Origin of the sequence: Sphingobacterium psychroaquaticum (genome assembly GCF_900177625.1) — a bacterium.
Taxonomy (GTDB): Bacteria; Bacteroidota; Bacteroidia; order Sphingobacteriales; family Sphingobacteriaceae; genus Sphingobacterium; species Sphingobacterium psychroaquaticum.
In genome coordinates this window covers 562,591-587,510 of record NZ_FXAU01000001.1, presented here as the reverse complement: position 1 = coordinate 587,510, position 24,920 = coordinate 562,591, and the positions used below count along the sequence as shown (strand labels likewise).

Annotated in this window: 16 protein-coding genes; 7 read left to right on the top strand and 9 right to left on the bottom strand. The window is 42.1% G+C overall.

The window, feature by feature from the left end; translation table 11 throughout:
* Positions 1-8: 8 nt before the first annotated feature.
* The gene (locus B9Y69_RS02235; protein ID WP_085471370.1) at positions 9-3,290 is read right to left on the bottom strand and encodes a SusC/RagA family TonB-linked outer membrane protein; all 3,282 of its coding nucleotides are present in this window, start codon (positions 3,288-3,290) and stop codon (positions 9-11) included.
* A 593-nt stretch (positions 3,291-3,883) separates the two neighbouring features.
* Here B9Y69_RS02235 and B9Y69_RS02230 point away from each other — a divergent pair.
* The 6 genes from B9Y69_RS02230 to B9Y69_RS02205 are packed head-to-tail and all read left to right on the top strand — an operon-like array spanning position 3,884 to position 12,676.
* Entirely contained in the window at positions 3,884-4,414 is a 531-nt protein-coding gene (locus B9Y69_RS02230; protein WP_085471369.1) for an RNA polymerase sigma-70 factor, read from the top strand.
* Positions 4,415-4,460: 46 nt separating this feature from the next.
* Positions 4,461-5,543 carry a FecR family protein gene (locus B9Y69_RS02225; protein ID WP_085471368.1) on the top strand — a complete coding sequence of 361 codons (1,083 nt, stop codon included), beginning with the start codon at positions 4,461-4,463 and terminating at the stop codon, positions 5,541-5,543.
* 30 nt (positions 5,544-5,573) lie between these two features.
* The gene (locus tag B9Y69_RS02220) at positions 5,574-8,819 is read left to right on the top strand and encodes a SusC/RagA family TonB-linked outer membrane protein (RefSeq protein ID WP_085471367.1); all 3,246 of its coding nucleotides are present in this window, start codon (positions 5,574-5,576) and stop codon (positions 8,817-8,819) included.
* 26 nt (positions 8,820-8,845) lie between these two features.
* Positions 8,846-10,216, top strand: coding sequence for a RagB/SusD family nutrient uptake outer membrane protein (locus B9Y69_RS02215; RefSeq protein ID WP_085471366.1), 1,371 nt, complete (start codon positions 8,846-8,848; stop codon positions 10,214-10,216).
* On the top strand, positions 10,209-12,140 hold the full coding sequence (locus B9Y69_RS02210) for a TlpA family protein disulfide reductase (RefSeq protein WP_085471365.1): 1,932 nt from the start codon (positions 10,209-10,211) through the stop codon (positions 12,138-12,140). Before B9Y69_RS02215 ends, B9Y69_RS02210 begins: the two co-directional genes overlap by 8 nt.
* 35 nt (positions 12,141-12,175) lie before the next feature.
* Positions 12,176-12,676 carry a MepB family protein gene (locus B9Y69_RS02205; RefSeq protein WP_085471364.1) on the top strand — a complete coding sequence of 167 codons (501 nt, stop codon included), beginning with the start codon at positions 12,176-12,178 and terminating at the stop codon, positions 12,674-12,676.
* Between the two features lie 96 nt (positions 12,677-12,772).
* Here the strand turns inward: B9Y69_RS02205 and B9Y69_RS02200 are convergent, their stop codons facing one another.
* Together B9Y69_RS02200 and B9Y69_RS02195 are read right to left on the bottom strand one after the other, a co-directional pair.
* Positions 12,773-13,375 carry a LysO family transporter gene (locus tag B9Y69_RS02200; RefSeq protein ID WP_085471363.1) on the bottom strand — a complete coding sequence of 201 codons (603 nt, stop codon included), beginning with the start codon at positions 13,373-13,375 and terminating at the stop codon, positions 12,773-12,775.
* Positions 13,372-13,641, bottom strand: a complete 270-nt coding sequence (locus B9Y69_RS02195) for a LysO family transporter (protein WP_085471362.1) — start codon at positions 13,639-13,641, stop codon at positions 13,372-13,374. The genes B9Y69_RS02200 and B9Y69_RS02195 overlap by 4 nt, the downstream gene beginning before the upstream one ends.
* Before the next feature lie 177 nt (positions 13,642-13,818).
* Here B9Y69_RS02195 and B9Y69_RS02190 point away from each other — a divergent pair, with 177 nt between their 5' ends.
* Positions 13,819-14,460 (top strand): hypothetical protein, encoded by a 642-nt coding sequence (locus tag B9Y69_RS02190; protein WP_085471361.1) that lies wholly within the window; start codon positions 13,819-13,821, stop codon positions 14,458-14,460.
* A gap of 109 nt (positions 14,461-14,569) precedes the next feature.
* Here the strand turns inward: B9Y69_RS02190 and B9Y69_RS02185 are convergent, their stop codons facing one another.
* The 6 genes from B9Y69_RS02185 to B9Y69_RS02160 all read right to left on the bottom strand — a co-directional run bounded on the left by B9Y69_RS02185 (position 14,570) and on the right by B9Y69_RS02160 (position 24,867).
* Positions 14,570-16,084 (bottom strand): DUF4434 domain-containing protein, encoded by a 1,515-nt coding sequence (locus B9Y69_RS02185; RefSeq protein ID WP_085471360.1) that lies wholly within the window; start codon positions 16,082-16,084, stop codon positions 14,570-14,572.
* A gap of 23 nt (positions 16,085-16,107) precedes the next feature.
* Entirely contained in the window at positions 16,108-17,460 is a 1,353-nt protein-coding gene (locus tag B9Y69_RS02180; protein WP_085471359.1) for a glycoside hydrolase family protein, read from the bottom strand.
* A 57-nt stretch (positions 17,461-17,517) separates the two neighbouring features.
* A complete protein-coding gene (locus B9Y69_RS02175) occupies positions 17,518-18,624 on the bottom strand; it encodes an SGNH/GDSL hydrolase family protein (RefSeq protein WP_085471358.1) in 1,107 nt (368 codons plus the stop codon).
* A 70-nt stretch (positions 18,625-18,694) separates the two neighbouring features.
* A complete protein-coding gene (locus B9Y69_RS02170; protein WP_085471357.1) occupies positions 18,695-20,092 on the bottom strand; it encodes a DUF5018 domain-containing protein in 1,398 nt (465 codons plus the stop codon).
* Positions 20,093-20,107: 15 nt separating this feature from the next.
* Positions 20,108-21,691, bottom strand: coding sequence for a RagB/SusD family nutrient uptake outer membrane protein (locus B9Y69_RS02165; protein ID WP_085471356.1), 1,584 nt, complete (start codon positions 21,689-21,691; stop codon positions 20,108-20,110).
* 11 nt (positions 21,692-21,702) lie between these two features.
* Positions 21,703-24,867 carry a SusC/RagA family TonB-linked outer membrane protein gene (locus tag B9Y69_RS02160; RefSeq protein WP_200811732.1) on the bottom strand — a complete coding sequence of 1,055 codons (3,165 nt, stop codon included), beginning with the start codon at positions 24,865-24,867 and terminating at the stop codon, positions 21,703-21,705.
* Positions 24,868-24,920: the final 53 nt, after the last annotated feature.

Genomic DNA, 24,920 nt, shown 5'->3' with positions numbered 1-24,920 from the left:
TTTTATGCTTAAAAACCCAGACTCAAACCGAATAAATACTGACGCGACTGTGGATAAACACCAAGATCAACACCGATTGCGGGATAATCACTTGGCGTGGCTGTCACCTCAGGATCTAAGCCATCGTATTTGGTAATGGTGAATAAATTAGTCACCCCGGCATAGATACGTAGTTTGTTAATTGCAGTATTACTACCGAATAGACGCTGCACCGGGAAAGTGTAGCCAATCTGCAGATTTTTCATCTTCAAGAAACTACCATCTTTTACATAATAGCTTGAAGTAGCTGTTTCAAAAGACGAAGGATTTGCCGTCAAAGAAGGCATAGCACTATTCGGGTTCTCGGGACTCCACGCATCCAATAGTCGTGTGCTACGCGCACCGTTGAATACACCAAAGTCGGTAAAATAGCGTGTCATATCAAAAATATCATTCCCTTGTGATCCATAGAAAAACATAGCAATATCCCAATTCTTGTATGCCGCATTGATGCCCAATGAATACACAAAATCCGGGTGTGGATTTCCAATTACTGTCCGATCGGCATCATTGATAACGCCGTCTCCATTAATATCTACATACTTTAACCCGCCTGGTCTCCCCTTACCATCAGAATAGTTTGCGGAATTTGCCACATCGGCAGCATCTTTATACACACCCGCCACTTGATACCCATAGAAAGAACCAAATGCCTCCCCTGGTTTCAATACCGTTGTTTGGATTGTCCTGAAATTACCGTAATTCTGCTGTTTTACGGATGGTGCCAAGGCCACAACTTTATTGATATTTTTAGCGAACATTCCCGTTACATCTAAGGTAAAATCTTTTTGTTGACGACGACCATAATGGTAGCCTAACGTTGCTTCGACACCATGGTTCCGCATATTACCGACATTCACATAAGGTGAAGTCGCACGACCCGCAACTGCCGCAGGAAGAGGTACTCGGAAAAGCATATCATTGGTCTTCTTATCGTAATAATCGATCGCCCCATCAAAATCACCGCCCAACAGTGTGAAGTCCAAACCAATATTAAAGGCATTTACCTGCTCCCATTTCACATCCACATTTTCAAAATCACTTTGCCATAAACCACTCTCTACTGTACCATTGATTGGATAAGAAGAGTGTGTGATAGAGCTCGCGTATCGATTCAAATAGTTATAGGAAGGAATGCGTTGGTTCCCGGTTACCCCATAACCGGCACGAAGTTTTAAATCTGTAATCCATGTCACGGGCTTCATAAACTCCTCGGCGGATAAACGCCATGCACCGCTGACACCAGGAAATACCCCGTATTTATTTTTCGGGCCAAAGTTTGAAGAGCCGTCCCGACGTACCGTAGCACTTAAGATATATCGGTCGTCAAAGCTGTAATCTACCTTTCCAAAGATCGAAAACATAGAGCCCATATCTCCATCCCCTGTATTTCCAAAGTTGGATGTTCCTGCATTCAGGTAAAAATAATCCAGACTACTCAAGGTGAAAAATCCATTACGACTTCCAGCGAGATTCTTATTTCGGTTATTGATAGCCTCCGTACCGGCCAAGACATTCAAACTGTGCCTATCAAATACCTTACGATAGTTTAAGGTGTTCGTCCAGGTCCACTCTCGATTGTATCCACTAGACTCATTTAAACTGTTATTGCTGTATGATCCTTCCGAAAACTCTGGATTCGGATAGGTGATTGTCCGCCCTCCGTAGTTTTCATACCGCATACCAAAACTGGTACGTAATGTTAACCCACTGAGTATATCCACCTCACCGAAAGCGTTCCCGAAAAAGAAACTACTTCTATTTACATTATCTTTAGCCCGATAAGCCACCGCAACTGGGTTTCGGGAGTTTCCGTATCCACCCCGGCTACCGGCCCAGTTTCCACCTTCGTCATATACTGGAATAATGGTCTGCGACCGGAAGGCCCAGCCAATCACACTTTCATCCCCCATATAACCGCCAGCTGCATTCGGATTAACCCCCATCCCTACGCCCTCGGTGTAACTGTACTGCATATTTTCACCAAAGCGCAACTTCCCATCGAAAGCTTTAAACTGTGTATTTGTCCGGATATTGAATCGTTCAAACTCCGAGTGAATAACGGTACCCTGCTGATTTAAATAACCTCCAGACATGGCATAACTCGCATTTTCACTACCGCCCGTTGCCGAAAGCTGATAATTTTGAGTAGGTGCTGTCTGGCTTACTTCCCGAAACCAATCTGTTCCACTTTTATTGGCTTTTGTTATCTGATAAAATGTGGAAGGATCACGGGAATAGTTATACTTTGACATATCATAATCGGCCGGAGTAATATCATCTTGTTTCTCCAGCCCCTTCGCTCCGACCAACAGATAATCCGGCAAAGCCAAATTCGTCCCATTCATCTTATTGTTCATGTCATACACCTGCTGTGGTGTCATCATTTTTGGAAAACGGTTATACTGCGGCACTTGTATACCGACATAACTTTCCAAATTAATCTGTGGTTTCCCTGATTTCCCCATTTTGGTAGTGATAATCACCACACCATTATTGGCACGCGCCCCATAGATTGATGCAGCCGAGGCATCTTTCAGTACCTGCATGGTCTCAATATCATTCTGGTTCAGCCAACTCAGCTTCCCTTCAAAAGGAACACCATCAATGATATACAAAGGTTCATTGTTGTTGATCGTACTATATCCGCGAATCTTTATTTGTGGTGTGGACCCCGGTGCACCATCATTCACGATCTGTACCCCGGCGGCGCGCCCTTGTAATGCTTCTACCGCCGTAGCAGCGGGCTGCGCTTTCAATTGCTCCGTATTAACTACCGCAACGGCTCCCGTCAAATCCTTTTTACGCTGCGTCCCATAGCCCGTTACAACAACCTCTTCCAAGCTACTATTATCTGCTTGTAGTGCTACGCGAATAACCCCTTGCGTTTGCAATACGGTAGTCCGTGCGATCTGATAACCGATGTAACTTATTTCAAGTACATCGTTTGAGGCAGCCTGAAGCTCAAAGCTTCCATCCGCACCCGTGGAGGTCGCGATTGTCTTACCCGCAACCTTAACCGTTACCCCGGCCAAGGGCTCCTGTGTAACGGCGTCGGTAACGATTCCGCGAACAGTTTTTTGTTGTTTTTCTTTGTTTAGGGCTAATAAAGCGTATTCATGGGTCGAATATGAGTTTGCCATACTCGCATTACTCAGCATTAACAAGGCTCCAGAAATGCACAGAGCTTGCCGAAGCGGATTTTTTCTATCGATGAAAAATCCACTTGAAAACTTCTTAAGTTTCATCATGGTGATCGTAAAATGGTTTATAAAATTGATTAGCTTTTGCGTGTAGTCGCACGCGAAGAAAAATAGAATATTTATCTCATACGCAATTAATTTAGTTTATATACATAGGTGCATGAAATACCCAAAAAGATATTTCATTTAACAAAAATTATACTTGGTTGCTTTAGTGTTTAGTTAGCTTAAGTTACACAACATGTTTATATATCAAAATATTTAACCAAAAAAAAATAAAACAATAAACACAACAACCTAAGTTTCAACATATAACAGTAATATTTTTGTAACAAAAACGTAACATAACAACGTTACAAACAGAAATATCTTTTAAATTAATTACAAAAATGTTTTAGCAAACATCTTATCCGTTTATAAAAACAACCCATATAGTAAATATTTTTAATAACTAGATCCCATATTTAGACACTTGCAGAAACAAGCATATGTACGAATTACCACGTGTTTATACGTATTTCGTAGCGGGGGTGCACATTGTTTAAATCATGTCATCACCTAAAAAATGACATCCATAACTGGAATAAAATTTGTACTATTGACGCTGTAACAATACCAATACAGACAGGTGTCTGCTTTTAATGAAGATTATTGATAAAAAGGAAATTTTCACCTCACTCTACGAAAGTCACTGGTTAAAACTTTACCTGCACGCTTACCGCATGGTTGAGGATGAGGATGAAGCGAAAGATATTGTTCAGGAAGTTTTTACTAACCTGTGGGATATCTTGGATACCATAGACATCAATAGTTCCTACTCTTCATATTTATATCGCTCTATTCGCAATGTTGTTATCAATCGGTTATCGCGTGGCAAATTGGCTGCTAAATTTGAAGCATACATCCAAGCGGCTCAACTAACCGACTACGCCTATACACCGGATGATCTTTTACGCGAAAAAGACCTCGCAGAAATCATCAACTACGAAATCGAAAACCTCCCTCCAAAAATGGCGGTGATCTTTAAGAAAAGTAGGTTCGAAGACCTTAGTTATCGAGAAATTGCAGCCGAATTAAATATCTCCGAAAATACGGTTCGCAAGCAGATTCACAATGCTTTAGTCATCCTTCGAAAAAAAATTAAATTTATTTTGATTTTCTTCTACTACTAACTCCCCGGTTCTTTGTCATATATCCGAACTAACCGACGTGGATACAATGTCAACACCAAAAATTACACAGGAATTATTACAAAAATATCAACAAAACCAATGCACGCCCGAAGAGCAGGCCGCGATAGAAAGCTGGTACAATGATGTCTCCAAGCAACGCGCGCGTGCACCGCTGGACGAAGAGAGCCTGATGGCGGTGGATGTACACCTACGGTCTATTTTACAGGATAAACTAATTGATCGTAAAGCATCTACCCAAAGGTCTATGATCTGGAAAGTTGCGGCGGCACTTCTCGTGGCTCTGACGGTAAGCAGCATCTTTCTCTTGTACCGGAACAGTACAAAGCCAGAAACGCTGACGGTCTCCAATCAACCAACTTTTTCTCCCGGCATATTTCGTGCAACAGTAAGTCATGGGAACGAAAGACCGGCAAGCAACCAGTACAGCAGCAACGTTTTAACGATGGACCATCAAAGCACAAAAAACAGTTTATCCGTTGAAACAGCTAAAGGTGAAGAGTTTAAGATCGTTCTTGCGGATGGGACTGAAGTGTGGATGAATGCGGCAAGTAAAATCCATGTTCCCGAAAAATTCAATCTAAACGACCGAATCATATTCTTGGAGGGAGAAGCGTATTTCAAAGTTGCGAAGAACAAGGCAAAGCCTTTTATTGTACATGTAGCGGACCTTACTGTCCAGGCTTTAGGTACCGAATTCAATATTCAGTACTATAATCACGATAGAAAATCGATTAAAACCTTCCTCGTGGAGGGTTCTGTTCAACTCAATCAAGGTAAAACGCAAACACTGTTGAAACCGGGCGAATTATTCGAAATAGATATACAGACGGGCGAACATGTACGAACTATCATCAGCGATCCTCCAAAATTGTATGCCTGGAAAGATGGCTATTTTGAGTTCGACAATACCCCTATTGCAGATATCTTACAAAATTTATCGAAGTGGTACAATTTCCAATATGAAATTGCACCAAGCTACAGCCATAAAACCTTAACCGGTAAAATAGCCCGTAAACAATCATTCGATGATGTATTGAAAATACTAAAATTCTCTGGCATAAATTACCAAATAAGCGATGGGTTATTACGCTTATCCCCTAAATCATAAACAAGACAATCAACCATTTTTTTTACACCTATGAAATATTACTTTACAGCACTTTGCTTAGTATTCGTCTCGCTAAGCAGTTACGCTTTTAGTCAGAACTTTACTTTAAAGCTACAGAATGTACGCTTTGAGCGACTTGTTCAAGAGATCGAAAAAAACTCCAATTACCGCTTTGTGTATGACCCGAAAGAAATTAACAGCAAGGCAACTTTTTCCATTTCGGTAACCAATGGCGGAATCAACAGTGTTCTGAGTCAGGCTTTTTCCAAGAACCAGATTTCTTATCAAGTTATTGGAGAGACAATCGTTGTGAAAAATACGCCTACTACATTAGGAAGCGTACAGCAACATATCCATGGTCAGGTGTTTAACCAAGACCAAGAGCCCCTGCCAAATGTGAGCATTCGCAATAAAGCGAATAACAGCAACTATCTTACCGATACAGAAGGAAAATTTAGCGTGAACACAAAAGGAAATACGACACTCGTTTTCAGCTCGATTGGTTATAAAACAAAAGAAATCCAAGTAACCAACGTATCGGAATTAACAGTTCACTTGGAAGCCGATCTAGGAAATTTGGATGAAGTCGTTGTTATCGGCTATGGCACCTCTTCCTTGCGCAAAAATGTCGGCTCTGTATCTAGTGTTACCGCCAAAGATATCGATAAACAGCCTGTTATGGATCCATTGGCAGCCCTACAGGGACGCATAGCTGGACTAAGCATTAGCTCCAACAGCGGACTTCCAGGTGGTTCATTTAACGTACAATTACGTGGAGCCAACTCTATCAGTAATGGCAACAGCCCTTTATATGTTATCGATGGTGTCCCCTTCTCGGACAACAGCATGAACCAGTTTAACATGGCGAACGGTACGCAAAGCCCTTTATCTATTATCAACCCTCGAGATATCGAACGAATCGATATTATGAAGGATGCCGATGCAACAGCCATTTACGGCTCCAGAGCAGCCAACGGAGTAATCCTGATTACCACAAAAAAGGGCAGTTCCCAAGGGTTGGCGGTAGATGCTGGGGTAAACATTGGTAATTCAAGCGCGATCAATAAGCTAAAAATGCTGAATACGGCACAATTTCTCGAAATCCGTAGAGAAGCATTTAACAATGATGGTGTAACACCAAATGAAACAAACGCTCCCGATCTTTTAGTTTGGGATCAACAGACAGACATGAATTGGCAGAACGCGCTTTACGGTCATAAAGCGGCATTCAACAATATGCAGTTATCCTTTAGAGGAGGTAGCGAATCTATCCAATATCTTTTTTCGGGAAATTACAACCAACAAGGTGATGTTTTACCGGGAGACAAAAACTACAAAAAAGGTGGAGCCCTGTTAAACGTAAGTAGTCAATCTGCATCTCGTCGATTCAAATTTACTGCTTCTGCAAATTTTAATGCAGACAAGAACAATACCGTTCCAGCAGATATTGCACAGTATTATAACCTGCCAACCAACTATAACCCATATAATCCAGATGGCAGTTACTATTGGTTTGGCACTTCATTGCAAAACCCGTTCGCCAGCATGGATCGTACGAGTATCAGCCGAACCAAATCCCTATTGGCCAATACAGCGCTAAGCTACCAGGTGTGGGATGGCTTGGAAGCGAAATTAAATATGGGTTACAACTATAACCGAATGAATCAATTGCAGATGCTGCCTGAAAAAGGATTCAACCCACTAACTAGCAGCGGAGCAACAGCTAATTATGCTTACTCGGACTACAATTCTTATATTATCGAACCGCAATTAAACTATAGTAAGCAAATAAAAGAACATGACTTCAAAGTATTGTTGGGTGGTACTTGGCAGCAGTCGATCTCCGAAGGTGAAAACCTATATGGGGTAGGTTATCCAAGCGACTCACAACTCGAAAACATCCGAGCGGCCAGTAAAGTTACAGTCAACAATTACAATTATGCTGACTACCGCTACCAGTCTTTCTTCGGACGTATCAGCTACGGTTTTAAAGATCGTTATTTGTTTAATGTAAGTGGGCGTCGCGATGGCTCTACCCGCTTTGGTCCCAAAAACAGATACGGTAACTTCGGTTCGATTGGTGCAGCATGGGTATTTACTGAAGAAGAATTTTTCAAGAACCAGCACATACTTAGCTTTGGAAAGCTACGAGGAAGTATTGGTGTAACAGGAAATGACCAGATTGGCAATTACCGTTTCCTAGATACCTGGAGTGCAGGCTTTCCTTATCAAAATATTGCAGGTCTTTCGCCTAGCCGCGTATTCAACCCTTTCTACAGCTGGGAAGAGAATAAAAAAAGGGAAATAGCACTTGATTTGGGTTTCTTAAACGATCGTTTTTTCTTAACCACCAATTACTACAACAACAGATCTGATAATCAACTCATTGATATTATGCTGGCGCCACAAACTGGTTTTAGTTCGTATTTAGGTAACCAACCTGCCTTAGTAGAAAACTCTGGCTGGGAGTTTGAGCTAAACAGCACCAATATCAAAAAGAAAGATTTTGTATGGAGTAGCAGTGTTAACCTTACTTTACCAAAGAATAAACTTCTAAAATATCCGAATTTAGAAAACTCATCTTCTAAAAACAGTTATGTTATAGGCGAATCGGTACGGGTTGTGCGCGGGTTCCAATTTACCGGTGTGGATCCTGAAACAGGTCTAGCACAATTTCTCGATGTAAACGGCGATGGAAAAATCACAGAATATACTGATTTTGTAACACTGGGCAATCTGATGCCAAGTTTCTTCGGCGGTATTTCGAACAGTTTCTCTTACAAACAAATAGCACTAAGTTTCTTGTTTCAATTCGTAAAACAAGAAGGCCCAAGTATCGCTTATGGTCCACAAGCATCGCACATCGGCGCATTATCAAATATGGATGTAGCGGTACTCGACCGTTGGCAAAAACCGGGTGATATAACCGATGTTCCCCGTGCGACCGCAACAGCATCAAACCCCGCATACACAACCTATCGCGATCGGTACCGTTATTCTTCAGCCGCTTGGGATGATGCTTCTTTTATCCGATTGAAAAATGTGGCTGTCAGTTATGATCTTTCCAACTGGTCGCAAAAAATAAATATTAGAAAAATGATGGTCAACTTTAGTGCACAGAACTTGTTTACATGGACCTCCTTCCGAGGCTTGGACCCTGAAATGCAAGGCTTCGACAGAGCCTATGTATCCCAAGTGAATCCATTTGGAGCTGTTCGTACATCGGCCACACCGAGTATCCGTACTTATACCTTTGGTTTACAAGTTTCTTTCTAACATTTGAATTTTAAAAGACACATAACATGAAAACAAATAAACTATATATAGCATCCCTTTGTTTAGGTGCATCTCTAACATTTGGTTCTTGTGATAGCTTTCTGGACATTGACGCCCCTAAGGATCAGGTTGCTGCGGACTTGGCTTTTGCAGATGCTAAAGTCGCAGAAGCAGCTATGGTCGGTGTTTATACCTCCATGAATAATTTCAATAATCAATTCGCCAGCGCGCTACTCAGTCTTGTATTAGCCAGTGCTTCCGACGATTATTACTCTGCATTTACAACCTACGATGAATACAAACTAAATACGATAACTCCGAATACAAGTTACCTAGATCGGCTATGGAGCCAGCCTTACGGATATATCAACCACTGTAATAAGATTATTGAAGGTTTGGCTGTCTCTCCTTTAACAGATGCTGTCAAAAAACAGTTCACGGCCGAAGCAAGATTTGTCCGCGCCTTTAACTATTTCTATCTGACCAACCTGTTCAACAAAGTTCCCTTAGTTACAACTTCCGACATTAATATATCCAATACCTTAGGTCCATCCAGTAAAGAAGAAGTATATGCATTCATCATCAATGAACTGAAACTTGCTGAAACAGATTTAGCGGACGCCTACCCTACATCTGAACGTACACGTCCAAATAAAAAGGCTGTTAGTGCATTGCTGGCCCGCGTATATTTATACCATCAAGATTGGTCCGCTGCGGAAAAAAGTGCTTCCGATGTTATTGGTGACACCCGTTACAAATTGCTTGATAACCTAAATGATGTGTTTTTAAGGACAAGTAACGAAGCGATCTGGCAATTACAAACGGTAAATACCTCAACCGCTGGTGTAAACACATGGGAAGGATTCACGATCGTTCCTGCCCAACCTACCGCCCGCGCCTATTACAATATTTATGACGCTACCCTCGCTAGCTACGAGGCTAACGACAAGCGGAAAGAAAACTGGTTGAAACCATATACAACTGGAGGAAAAACCTTTTTTATGCCGTTTAAATATAAAGTAAGAACAAACGCTCCAGTACTGGAGTACAATATGGTTCTTCGCTTCGCGGAACAATATTTAATCCGGTCAGAAGCTTTACTAAAACAAGGAAAAACAAAAGAAGCTATTACCGATCTTAACCAGATTCGAAAACGGGCTGGACTTACATTACTCGACGAGAACACCCCTATAGCCCAAGTGACATTAGCACTGGAAAAAGATAGACACTTAGAACTCCTTGGGGAATGGGGACACCGCTGGTTTGACCTGGTACGCACCAACCGTGCCGTACCTGTGCTTTCCCAAACAAAAGGGAATTTCGAAGCGGCTGATCAGCGGATACCGATCGCGGCATCAGTTTTATTAACAAATCCTAAATTGGAACAAAATGATTAACCCCAAAATAACAGCTTATGCCCTGGCACTTCTACTGTGTCAAGGCATAGGCTTTGTCCAAGCGCAAGAGGTAAAGGCATTACAGATTTTACCTGAAAAACCGCAGGCCAATGATACGGTGTTTATTCGGTTAAATCAGGCGGAGAGTATCTTTCCGAACACTGTTCAAGAGTTGTATGTCAACTTTTCGACTTCCAACTATTACGAGTTACCGAGCAAGATGAGGATGACGAAGAACGGCTCCTTTTGGGAAGCTAAGTTTAAAATGCCTCCTTATGGAAACTTTAGTTCTTTCACGATAGCGGATGCACAAAATAACTATATTCAACGTCCATCTGACACATCGCATTATGAGATTTTCGTGTATGAAAAAGGGGTATTGAAGGAAGGTAATTATCTCGGTAAGGGGTATAGTATGGGATTGCAAAACAAAAAGGCTCCTAACGTGGAGGCATTGCAACAGCATTACTTTGAAAAGGAGCTGGCGCAATTTCCTAATAATTACGAGGCTCGTTTGCGGGTATTAAATTACCAGATGAAACAGGCTCAGAACGGCAGATCGAAAGAAATTGCGCGTAAAAAAGCCCTTCAAGTCATCGAAAAGCGTTTCCGATCTAACCCCACAGTAGACGGAAACCTGAACAAGGTCACCATGGGTTTCTTGATTATCGGCGAAAACCAAAAAGTAGATTCAATTCGCAATGTCGTTATTAAGGAATTCCCTTATAGCAAATTAGGGTTAAGCTATACATTCAACAAACTGTTTCAAAATCAAGATAAGCAACTTGTCATGGACAGTATCCAGGTGTTATCTAGACATAAAAATGAAAGTAATAGCGAAGCTTTTTCCGCCGTTGATGCCTACCTTTTCACCCATTACATACAAACAAAGAATACACCGCAGGCAGCTCAACTTTTCTCACGCATTCTGGAGAAAAAAGCAAATCCTTATACCTGGCGTACTTACTCGGATTATGTAAGGCTAATGCTTGACCATGATGTCTTGCTGGATTCCGCTAAAGTGTTAAATCAGCTCATACTGGATAATATTCAACAGTACCCTGTATCCTTGGTTCGCTATTTTCCTGAAACAGGTTATTTAGTTGCTCATGACGACCTCCGGCAAGAAAAGATTGACAAGGTGAAGCTTGAACAGCTCGCTGTTTCCGGTTTAATAGATTATAAAACCGGAAACAAAGAAGCGGCATGGAAAGTATTTGATGCAGTTATTGATGGATTGACCACAAAGGATTTATTGACAGAGATTGCAGCTCTTTATAGCGCCCATGACAAATGGTCGGAAGCGACAAAAGCCTTACGTATTGCCTACACCATTGCTCCTTATGATGAAGTCGTACAGGCGGCACTCCGCTCGAGTCTAACGAAACAAGGCAAGACAACGGCCGAAGTCCAAGATTATATAGTAGCCCTTGACCAAGAATGGAAATCGGTTTACTTTAAAAATCTAGATAGCAAGGTTCTAAAGAAGGATTTCCTTTCTGATATCACGATTGTGGACATGAACAACAAACCGTTAACACGGAAAGATTTAGCGGGTAAAGTGGTTGTCATGGACTTATGGGCCACTTGGTGCAAACCTTGCTTAGCCTCCTTCCCTTATGTGCAAAAAGTGTATGAGAAGTACAAAAACGATCCGCAAGTGCTCTTTATTATCCTCAATACAGGAAGTGGAAACACACTCGCTGATGCGCAAAAATGGGCTACCGAGAACCAACGGTATACCTTCCCGGTTTTTTATAACCAAGACAAAAAGTTCAACAGCAAGTTGGAAGTAACAACGATTCCCACAACATTTGTCTTATCGCCTAGTGGACAGATTATATTCAAGAAAGTCGGTTCTGAAGGTGAAAAAATCTTACAAGATCTGGATGCTATGATCGACTACACCAAACGTAAGTTTTAAGTAACACGAAGCAAACAAAAGAGTACCTTTGATGCATGTCTACCGAAATAAACATATTAGAGAAGGTACTCTTTTCACCTTTACAACTTAAGACGACCGCAATTGAGCACGATCCTGAAGCTGCTGAGTATTGGGGATACAACATCGCGTTAAGCGGTGCAAACATCAAATTTAGAAAGGCAAAAATTACCCCAAAGAAGCTAGGTATGTTCGTCACCCTATGGCGACGTAATATGAATAGGCAAACCGAGCCTTTCCACCTTGCAGATAATGTTGATTACTACATCATCCTAACAGAAACAGATGAATATCAGGGTCTATTCATTTTTCCTAAGGCCGCCCTGGCTCAACATCAGATTTTAACAACCGCCACAAAAGAAGGAAAACGTGGTTTTCGTATTTATCCCCCACAGGTGGAGGTAAACAATCCACAAGCTCGAAAAACACAAGCTTGGCAAGCTCCTTATTTTGTAGATCTATCTGACACCTCCGATTCAGCTATGGAACGGATAAAGCGTCTGTTATCCATTACCTAACATTTCACCGTACAAAATTAGCCTCGCAAGAAAGAACTTCTGCTTTCTAGGCTCTAAATCTTTTCTATAACCCTCTAGCCCTGAAACTACCACTCCTTAAAAGGAGCAGAAAAAGGTTACTAAAAATGGCACCGTAAGGTCTACAATAATACCGTGGGCTATGGCAATCAGTACAAAATCACGTCCGCTATATTGGGTGATAATCGGTAAACAGGTATCCATACTGGTCGCCCCGGCTACCGATATTGGAGAGAGTTTTCCAAACCAGCGCACTAACAAAGGAGTAGCTAGCAACGCAAATATTTCGCGCATAATATTCGACATCAAAGCAATTGTTCCGAGAGCTGCACCTTTATACTTGCTGATAAAAATACTGGATAGCGAATAGTAACCGAACCCGGATCCGACAGCCATGCACTCTGTAATAGACCATTCCGGTATAAATAGACCGATCAATGCAGTCCCTAATAATGTGCCTAAAATGGTGCCAATAGGAACCAAAAGAATTTTTAAATTCGTGTTTCGCAATGAGCGCAGTAATTCTTTATCGTAACCAATTGTTATGCCAACCAATAACAATAATGTATATAGCACATATTGATTCAAGTCCTTGGGTAATAAATCTGATGGTATATAATCCCCCATTCCCACTAAGACGCCAACGATAAAAAAACCGATAATAATTAAGCTGCCTTTCATTTTTTTTCAAAAAAGAAACGAAAGATAAATGTAGCGAACAAAATACTTCCCGCCACTGCACCTCCAGTAATAAGCAACGCTTGTAGCCCTAGCGTGCTCAAACTTGCCAACAATTGCTTATCTCCGCCTACTTCTTTGCCAAGCAGGAAAAGCAAAATATAGATCACTATGGAGACCCACTTACCGGTATGTCTTACGGCAGGTATGCGTCGCACCCCAATACCAATAGCAACCCCGAGCAGCATAACAAAAAATACAGTTAACATATATGTAGCCTTGGTTTCAGTTGACTGTAAAGTTACAGGATAAAAGTCAGCTTTCGTCGAACGAAAAATAAATTACGTCATCTTTTTCCCAAGCTCTTTACAAAACTTGGTAAACAAATCGTTTATAATTAAGTTCGCGTCCTAGAACAGAAATTTGTTTATCATAAAACATTAGAAATGGGTTTTAATATTGCTGGCATCGCTATTAATGCAAATTTGGAAGACAATATCACCGAACTTTCCAATATTCTTGGAGAAAATTTAGTCTTAGATTCGGAGATTGATTTTGAAACCGCTTCGGAAAACTGGAAAGAAGAAGGCATCTTCGATGTATATTTTGGCGACCGTGGCACCTTGATTTTCGGAAACACAGAATCCCTAGGTGATGATTTTAAAGCACCTAAATTACAAGTTTTCACTTTTGCTATATCCGAAACATCTATGCTATTTGCGTTTACGCACAGCGAGAATAATAAGATCTTACGGGCCGTTATGAATGTTGAAGGCGAAACGGTAGACGAGCATGGAGATGAGCTTGATGTAGAAGAAAATCACGATGATATTTCAGAAGTCATCTGGAAGCAGATGTCGAATGTATTGGGTGAGTCGTACTGGAAAATAGAGCCCGATGCAAAAGCATATAGATACCGAATCAAAGAGAATATGCATGATAAGGAGGATCGCGAAATAGAAGCTGTATACACCGCTCCTACTCCGAAAGCTCCCATCGTACCGTCAACACCTGTCGTTGTTCAGGAAACGGATACACCATCTGAGGAGTCCGAAGACTCAAAAAAATGGTGGAAATTCTGGAAATAAAGAGGGATATCCTTCACCTTCCAGAATAACGTCTTATTTATTAATCTTATCAATAAGAGGCCTGTTCATAATTGCCAAAATATATGGAATCATGAACAGGGTTATCTTCTTAAAATAAAGGATTCACTAATATCTCATCACAAAAGATCCAATTCCCGGCATCTTGATGAGCTACAATTTTCACATAGCGCCCCGTAGCATTACAACCATCAAGTAACGCTATATCTATCCAACAATCGTGACGATTATTTTTGGAGGTAGACATCGCGACCGTTTTCACTTTTTCATAATTTTTGCCATCTTCCGACACATAGAAATCAACGGTATTTGGCAAAGAAATAGCTGCTGGCTGATACTGTAAAAATCGGGCGGCCATAGTTTTTATAGGCATTTTCTTTTTCAAGTCTACGACAACACTCATCTTGCCCCCATCAAAGCCTAACCAGCTTTCAGTCCTATAGTCCTCTTGTCCCAACTTACCATCGACCAAATTCCCCTTATTATATTTGGAGGCTGGATTTGTTTCATACTTCACGTGTGCAGCAACACCATCATGTTTAAGGTCCCCCTTAAATGTACGCTCCAACAGCGGCCATCTCCCCTTGCGTTGCTGCCAATCCGTGAAGTCAAGATATGCCTGCGCAGCCTCGATCGGTTGTCCAATTGGCATAGTAGAATAGGCATTATCAATTGTTCCGTAAACTGAAAAACTGATTACATTTGCAGCCCCCGCCATCGTGGCACCAACAATCTGTGATAAATACCGAGGGAAGGCCGCTGGAATTAAAGCAGACTCTCGGGAGTTATCCTCCTTTTCCCAAGTGAAAGATTCAGCATTAGACCAAAACTGAATTCCTGTCTGTTGATGCAGTTCACCTAACTTTTTGAAATTCGCCTTCATACGAGGGAGCGGCATTGGTTCCCGAACACAACCTACCTCATCTTGATAGGCAATAATATCAATTTTTAACTTTTTGACCTGCGCAGCAAAAGCTGGATTATCCATATCAGCATAACAAATACCATATGGTGAGATCATTATTTTAGCTTGCGGGGTGAGGCTTCGCGCCATCGCAGTCAGCGTATTAACAGCCTCTACACCATGCTCCGGAAGGATAGGTTCCATGCTATCTTCAACGGGCAGATACCAGCCATAAAAAGAAGAATGGTGGCTAAAAAGACGCGCTGTTTCTTTCATGATCTCCTGTTGTATGCTCTTAATCTTTGGGTCGCGAATATTATCGTCCTGATCAACGGCCCAACCGCAACTCATAAAAACATGCATGCCATGCGCATCTGCAGCCTCCATAATAGCTTCGACAGGACTCTGTTTTCCTACCGGATAGGCTGGTGCCATAAACGCAGATGGATAAAAGGATTTCCCCTCATTCGCGACTGCCATAATTACCAGATAAGAAAGTCCCATGTCGGCATACTCCTTAATTTTAGTCTTCCAAAAAACAGGATTCATACCATCAACATGTGCCGGATTCATGTACTTATTACGAACATCCTGATAAGGGATATTCAACCATGTCCCTTTTAATGGTTTTATGCTCTGTGCCATCATTGTCTTTCCCAGCGCACAAAACAGCAGCATCAGTGTTATATATTTTAATTTCATTATTTTTCTTATCAAATTTTTTATTAATCAATGTAAAACCAACCCAATCCCTTTTCCGTGTAAACGAGCTTCCACCGTTCTCCTTGTTCCCTTACAACAGATAAAGGAACTACAGACTCTGCTAAAACCGCCCCCTGCAAGGAAGCCTCTTTATAAAGCTTTCGCGGTTTAAGGTCGCTGACATTTCCTTTCAACCAAATGCCGTCCTTCTTTGCGAAGGCATATTCATAGGCTGTATTGGTATAGTATCCGGATTTCAAGGACAGGTCATAAAATTGCAGCCACCATTCGGGATACCTTTTTTCCACCGTTTGGTTGCTATAACCCAGCGACACGATATCGGCCTGTATACTAAGAGCAACACGAGCGTTTGCTTCTTGTATAGCTTTGGCCATCGGCGCATAGTCCTTTAAATAATCTACCGGCAATTTGGGATCTCCCCAGTCTTGAGCTGAGGTCTGTAAAACAAAAACATCAGGCTGTACCTCTTTTACAATCCGTAACATATCAAGTCCATAATGTTCTCTGATCTCAGCCAAAGTCCCTCTTCGCATACCCATTCCCCATGCCGCATACAACACCTCTTTTCTTGTTTCCTTAATCGCAGCCTGGATTTGTTTATTAAACTCGATAATTGCATCTACTCTAAAATCCATCCATTTCGTATATAAAGATGGATCCTTTTTGATATACTCAAATGTTAAAGTAGGTCGATTTTCTCCCACATATTTAGCTGTAAATTTCTTTAGCGCATAGGTGCTCACATCACCATAAAAGCCATTCCCGTCTATTGTTTTCCATTCGGGGAAATAGCTTTCTGCGAACTCAACGCCATCAATATCATAGTTTCCTAAAATATTTTTCACCCGTTGAACCTGCCATTTTACAAATTCAGGGTGGTGAAAAGAATAGAATTTAAGTCCTGGATCGGGATAAGGTTTTAATAAACCCATCTCCCACTCCGCAGGGAGGTTTGATGTTCCATAAATACAATTTCCTAGCAGCATCACCCAAATTGCAATGCCTTCTTCCTTTAACGCCTTGATGTGTGCCGGTGGCATCAACTGATCATTTTTTTGCCCCTCCCATGTGTTTACAATAAAAAAATGAACCGACTTAATATTCGCCATTTTAAGGTCAGCAACTAACTGTTGGGGAGAAATCCCCTGTTTCAGGAGAACATCTGGATCAATTTGTATGGAATTTCCTTTAATCTTCTTTAATTGCGGTGTTTCAACAAAATCGGTATGGGGCGATGTCGGAATTTCCTTATTCGGTGGATTTCCATCCGTTTCATCTTGTGGATCCGCAGTGCTGCAGTTGCAAAAAACAATGCATAAGACAGCCACCCATACCTTACATAGTATATTGGACATATGATAATTCTAAATGATTAAGTTCCCTCTTTACAGAGAGTTTTCTGACTTTAGGTTTTATTTAACCGCTTTGTCAACAAGCGGCCAACCTGTTATGGTGGATACGTATGGTGTTATAAAAAGCGCCATCTTCTGATGTCCCGAAAAACCAGGATGCCAACCGGCTCCTAGATCCGAATCGAAATTCATCACTCCTTGAAGCGAAGCTGTTGCAAACAAGTGAGGATCATTCAAATCAACTAATACACTGTCGATATACGGTTTCACCGGCCCAGTTACAGCTGGAGCGACACATAGAATAGGTACATCCGGACCATATCCTTCTCGTACTTGCGCAATAATCCTCTTGTAAGCATCCGTAAACTCTTTCTGCGAAGGCTGCGGCTGGGTTGAAAAATCATTGATGCCCAACTTTACAACAACCAAATCCGGTTTGTACTGTGTAAATGTGTATATTGTAGATGGATCACTATCGAGCGTGTATCTCATATAATCGCGCATCGTATGTTTAGACGTTGTGACCGAATCACCATAATTACGTACCGCTCCCCTTCCAGAATGTGCAATCAACGCATAATCTGCGTTGAAATACCGAGACAAAATACAAGCGTAGGTCTTATCTGCATTTTCAGTTTTTACCGAAAATGGTTCATTGCGATCTTTACCATCCGTTCCGTAACCGACGGTATAGGAATCACCTATAAACTCAATAAAACGCTTCCTCTTTTCAGGATTTGCTTCGACACGTGATGTTGCGTCAACCATAATATTTTGTATGGTGGTACACCCAAACTCTGCCTCCGATCTTCTCTGAACACGAATAAGGTGCTTTTTATTTCTTGCCAGCTTCGCCGCGATGTTGATTACCGTATCTTTGCCCGCAATACGTATCTCTTGCGTTAATTTATGATCAACAAACACATTATAGAAGCTTTCGCCTTTATCCGATGCCTTTATCCAACACGATTCTCCAGTCAGTACAAATTCGAAATAAGTTCCAGGCCAATCAAAGGTCACTTCTCCATTGGGCGTATTTATTGTACGACCATAATAAGCGATTGCAGCTGCATTAGCAGGTATTTTTTGTGTTTTCTTATACTGTCCAAACGAACTTAGATTACAAAAAACAAACAAGAGAATCGTTGTAATTTTAATATACATCATAACAAAGTGAAAAGACTTTATCCTGCAGCTTTTCCGAGCTGCAGGATAAAGAAATAGTTTATTGGTTGATTTAACGGTTATAGCGCATCTGATATGCCATTACGCCGGCAGTCGTTTTATTATCGGTCGCCATCGTAGCAAATATAGTAATATCTTTGCCAATAACTCGTACATCAAGGTCGCCATAGCGGTTGTAATTTGTACCGCCATACGCATCTGATTCAAAGAGCATAAAATCACGATAACCACCTGATTCAGCGACCAATGCCATCTTATTTGGATCTGTTATATCATATACTTTTATATGCGTGGCATCCCAAGCAAAATACCCCTGTGTCAACATGGCCATAAACTTATTGCCGTCGATGGTAAACACCTCGAAATCCATTATTTTATAATAGTGATTTGATGTTGCCATTGTTTTCACATCCATTGTTGGTGAAAACTGCACAAAACGACTCCCTTTCTCTCTATTTGGATCTGTTCCTAGATAGTTGCAATATGTTAAATAGTGATCTGAATTAGTATCTAACGACTTTCGTTGAACAGTTGCAAATGTCCAAGGATCGGCTCCAGCGTATCGGATAACCGTTGGCGTCGTACTCTTGGCAACCCCATTTTCAAATTCCCAATAGTAAATCTGATTGTCTACAGCAGGTGCCGTTGCGTATACAAAAGCTTTACCTTCTTTCAGGTTTCCAATGACGGACACCTTCCGTCCAATCTCTTTTGGCGCACCTGCGGCGGCGGTGTAATTCAAGATCAATTTTGGCTGACTATCGATATCCTCATAATAATAGAGCATAAGTCCGGCAGAATAAATATTATATCGATTAACGATGAAATGGTCCGCATCATCTGCAACCACCTGCATACAGTAGGTTGTTGGCGGTGCGATAATCTTCACAAAACTACCATTATCCGCATTATACACACGCACGCCAACATCGGCTGCCATACTACCCCCCGAAAAATCGGCCACCAAGATATGGTTTTTCACAACAGCCAGACCTGAAATGTTGGTACGCAACACACCGATTTTCTCGGCGGTATTGAACCATAACTTTTTAAATGTCGTACGCGGAAGTACAGCGACGGCCTTAATAACATGACGTTTCACATTTCCATCCCCATCAGTTACCGTAACGTCCAATGGTTTTGTAAAATCCATAATTCCAGTCAGAGCCGGTTGAATATGCGCATTATTTTGTAAACTCGCCGACGCTCGTAGCTGAGACAAATCGACGGGTTCTTCTTCCGTTGTCGGGACTTCGACATACACGGTATCACCATCATTGTATGGCCCTGTTGTCCGCGCTTTATATTCCGTGGACTGTCCCGGAATACTTAACATAAAATCCAACAGTCCTTTATCAAACTTATTATCCTTTCGTAGTTCAATTTTCTGACATGCGGCCAGTGTAACCGCCAGAAATGCGATAAAGATATATTTTATACTTGTTTTCATTGCTTCACATTTAGATTACTTCCATTCATCAAACTGTTCCACTTTCGCATTCCGCTGAATCTCTGTGAGCGGAATAGGGAACCGATTATATTTCTCAGGGTAGACACGCGTACGTTTATTGTCAGCATCTACAATTTGATACGTAAAGGTACCTTGTGCTCCTTTCGTGATCTTAACACCGTCGACATGCGTTCCGTGCAACACCGTTGTCGCTAACCCCCAACGGCGCAGATCCCAGAAGCGATGTCCTTCAAATGCCAGTTCCACCATCCGTTCATGACGAATCAAATTCAATAAATGCGTCCTATTTGTTGCGGCTAAGTCTTTTGTAAATCCAGCGCGGCGACGCACCTTATTCAGCGCCTCTGCTCCATCGGTCAATCGGTCCTGCTGCGCATACGCTTCTGCTTGGATCAACAATGCTTCCGCATACCGCATAAAGTAAAACGTTAATTCTCCCTGTCCCAAATCGGTTAGCTTTTCATCAAAGAATTTTCGTAGGTAATAACCGGTACAAGTTGTACCTCCACCAATCGCATAGCCATCTTTAGATCCTTCAAATGTCTCCATTGTCCGTCCTTTCCAAGGCGCACCATTATACAATATCGACGCATAAAACCGTGGCTCTCGTCCTTCGTAAGGTTTCGCCGCATGTGCCGTATTGCTCCAACTAAAATCTGTACCATCCGCCATTTGGTATTCGCGCACCAGATTATCCGTCGGACTAATTTGCGCATATCCTCCATCTAAAGGCGGACCAAAGAAGTAATCAAAAGAGTACTTAAAGTTTGGTGCCAGATAACCAAACTCAAGGATACTTTCTTTATTTTCTTTCGCTTCCCGACGGCGCTGTTTAAATAACTCTGCATAATCGGGATAAAGATCGTAAAGGTTCAATGCCTGCAACGCTTCCACGGCATCGGAAGAAGCTTTCCATCTTTGTGCATATAGCATCGCGCGTGCCTTCAGTCCAAGGGCCGCTCCTTTCGTTAATTTACCACGGTTACTGGCCGAAACGGTTACCGGTAACTGAGCCGCAGCTTTATCCAAGTCAGCAGCAATAAAGTTCCATACCTCCTCCGGTGTATTTAATGGACGAGCAACGCCATCATTTAAGTCATTGTATAGAATCACCCGGGCACCGTAGCGTTTCGCCAATTCAAAATAGACATACCCTCGAAAAAACAAGGCTTCTGCTTCGGCGCGCTGGTAGAACTCTTTCGGTAAGTGTTGTCCATTCTTTTGTAATCCGTCCAAAAACTCATTACAGGTACGAATCCAGGTATAACCCCAGGCCCAGTTATCTAGGGCATTTGCTCCGGGTGTGATCGTTGTCGATCCCAATACCAATAGATTGATCTCATCGTTCGGCGTATTCTTTTTTAAGATATCGGCATACGCATCTTGATTCACATGTGAGGTGTAATAAGTTTGTCCTACAAGTGGATAAAACTTATTGAGCGACAGCTCCACATTCGCTTCGCTACTCCAAGCCACTTGTTCCACATAGACATCCGTTAATTCGGGATCAATGGAACAACTTTGAACCGCCAATAGGCTGAACAAAGAAAAGGTACAATAGATATATTTAAATTTCATAATCGTAGAAGTTAAAAAGTAAGCGATAAACCAAATTCATAAACACGCTGTTGCGGGTAGTATCCTTGATTGACACTTGGCATCTCCGGATCTAGATAATCCAGGTGGCTCCATGTAAATAGGTTGCTGCCCGATGCATGTACACGAACACGTTGGATATTCGCTTTCGCCAACCAAGCCTTCGGCAAATTATAACCAATCTGTGCTGTCTTCAACCTTACATAGGAACCATTTCGCAACCAAAAGGAAGAAAATTTACCGCCACTCTGTGCTGATTGTGTACTTAAGCGTGGGTACTTGGCACTTGGATTTTCAGGGGTCCATGCTTCCTCCACCAAATACTTTGGCGAGTTTCCATCCTGATAAAAAGGCATCGTGTAAAAGGTATTGTCATACACCCCCGAACTGCTATAAATTCCCGATAATGCAACATCAGAGATTGCTGCACCTTGGAAGAATGCATTGAAGTCAAAGTTTTTATAACTACCGCCAAGGTTCAGACCAAACATCATCTCAGGCAAATCACTTCTTCCGATAATAGTCCAGTCCTGATCCCAGGTAATACGCCCATCGCCATTAAGGTCTTTCAGTTTTACTTCACCCGGACGAGTTGGTCCAAAAAGGGCACTATGGTCAATCTCTCCCTGCGATTGGAACAGTCCATCCGCTAAGAAACCATACTTCATACCAATCGAACGTCCCGTTTTACGCAAATGATCTGGTATATTGGCATCTTCTGTGATCTCTACAATCTTATTTCTTGACCAACTCACATTACCCCGAATATTATAACTGAAATCATTGATCTGCTTGCGATGTGTTACTATCAATTCAAAACCACGCCCATCTACAATACCAGAGTTTACAATAGCAGGGAAGTACCCCCCAAAGGAAGGTGGATTCAAACCGGATTGACCCTGAAGAATATCTTTAGTCACACGGTAAAACACATCCGCTTCGACGCCCAATAATCCATTCCACAACGTTGCTTCAAATCCTCCATTATAAGTTACAGCAGTTTCCCAACGCACATCGTAATTCGGCACCGTGGTCACATTCAGTCCCTTATTTAAGTTATTACCAATCATGACAACAGGATTTGCTCCTAGAGACATCGATCTAAAATATTGGTAATCTGCAATACGGTCATTTCCCAGCTTACCTACGGAGGCACGTAATTTCAAGTCATTAACGACCGATGTGAGCGGTTTAAAGAATGGCTCATTAGAAATTCGCCAGCCAGCCAATACTGCAGGGAATAGATCCCAACGTGACTTCGCCGGAAGTTTTTCCGATCCATCATAGCGACCCAATACCTCCAATAGATACTTATTGGCATAATCGTAATTAAAACGGAAAGAGTATCCTGCACGGCTACTCATACCATGCCCGCCTTTTACAAGATCGTTGATAACTTCCTCTCCAAAACTTAAATCCATGATGTCGGTAATCGTGTATCCACGACGTCCGCCCGACATAGAACTCTGATCTGTACGTAGATATTCATAAAGAAGTAAACCATTGAAGCTATGCTGCCCCATTTTCTTATCATAGCTGATAGAGGACTGCATCGTCTTCTGCCACGAATCCGTAAACCACTGATTAAGTGTAGCCACGCCAGCTGACGCATGTCGTGCCCACGCCATTGCGTACTGCTTGGTTGAATTATTATACACATCCAACTGATACGGAAGTAGAAACGACTTTTTCATGGTATACCCCTTATCGAAAGCACCATTTACTTTCAAACGAAGGCCCTTCACGCCAGGCACTTCATATTCCAACGACAGGTTACTTTGCAACTGGCTATTACGGGAATTACTTTCACCAGAAAAATCGCGTGCAGCCAACGGATTCTGGTTACCATTCCCCCCATTAAAACTTCCCACCGGAACCCCCGCAGCATTGTGCGTAGGTAAGAACGGATAAGACATCATGGCTTGTGCAAAGATAGAAGCATAGCTATTTCCTAAACCTGCAGATAGTCCTGGCTCGGTTCGCTTGTCATCTTTATATGCAACATTGACCGACAACTTGAGGTTGTCCAAGATATCAGCATCTAAATTAACACGGCCGTTATAGCGATCATAGGCGGTACGATCAATGATACCATCCTGGTTAAATGCGCCAACAGAAACAAAGTAACGTACGCGATCACCTCCTCCATTTAAGGACAGATTATGGGTCATCGTTGGGGCGCTACTTTTAAATAACAAACCAAACCAGTCGGTATTGGCATATTTCCCATCCGGATCACCATTGGTAATCTTATCGATATCGGCCGCACTAAATCGTCTCGCCGTTTCGGCTACCCCATCCAGCTCCTGTGCCTTATTGTACCACGTGGCATATTCCGGACCATTGAGAAACTTGGGAAAAGAAGTATTGGTGCTTAACGCATACGAACCGTTGTAATTGATCGTTGGTTTCTGTGTTGTCCCGCGTTTGGTGGTTACCAAAATAACACCATTGGCACCACGCACCCCATAGATGGCTGCTGATGCATCCTTTAACACCGAGATACTTTCCACCTCTTCCGGATTGATCTGTGGAAAACTACGTTCAATACCATCCACAATAATCAATGGACTACTGTCTCCTGTTGTACTGTAGCCACGCACAAGCAGGGATGCTCCGTCGGATCCTGGCTGGCCACTCGCCTGACGCGTCACCAATCCTGGTAAGCGCCCCTGAAGCATAGCAGACAGGGTTCCTGTAGGTCCTGTTTGTAGATCTTTACCTTGTACTTGTGAAATTGCACCGGTAACACTAGCCTTTTTCATCTTGCCAAATCCGACAACGATAACTTCTTCTAAGGTACCTTTATCCTCCTGCAAGAGAATTTCAAGCGGCGTCCCGTTCACACCCACCACAGTATCTTTGCTCACATAACCCACCGCAGTAAACAGCAGGCGTACCTTTCCCTTGTCTACCGTCAACGCAAAGTGTCCGTTCTGATTTGTCGAGACCCTGTTTTTACTTGATTCACGGATCGTCACACCTTCTAGCGGTTGACGCCCTGTCGTTGTACGAACAACTCCCTCAATACGGGATTGCTGTACCTGAGCTCTTGCATGGATGCAAGAGACCATACCTAAAAAGAGCATACTTCCCGAAAATAGCTTTCGCCGAAGGTACCGTTCTTTTTGTCCTGGTTTTTGTTTAAATGGATTCATAGATTAGTTTGGTAGTTAATAAGTAGGTGTACAAAATCTTCATATTATTAATA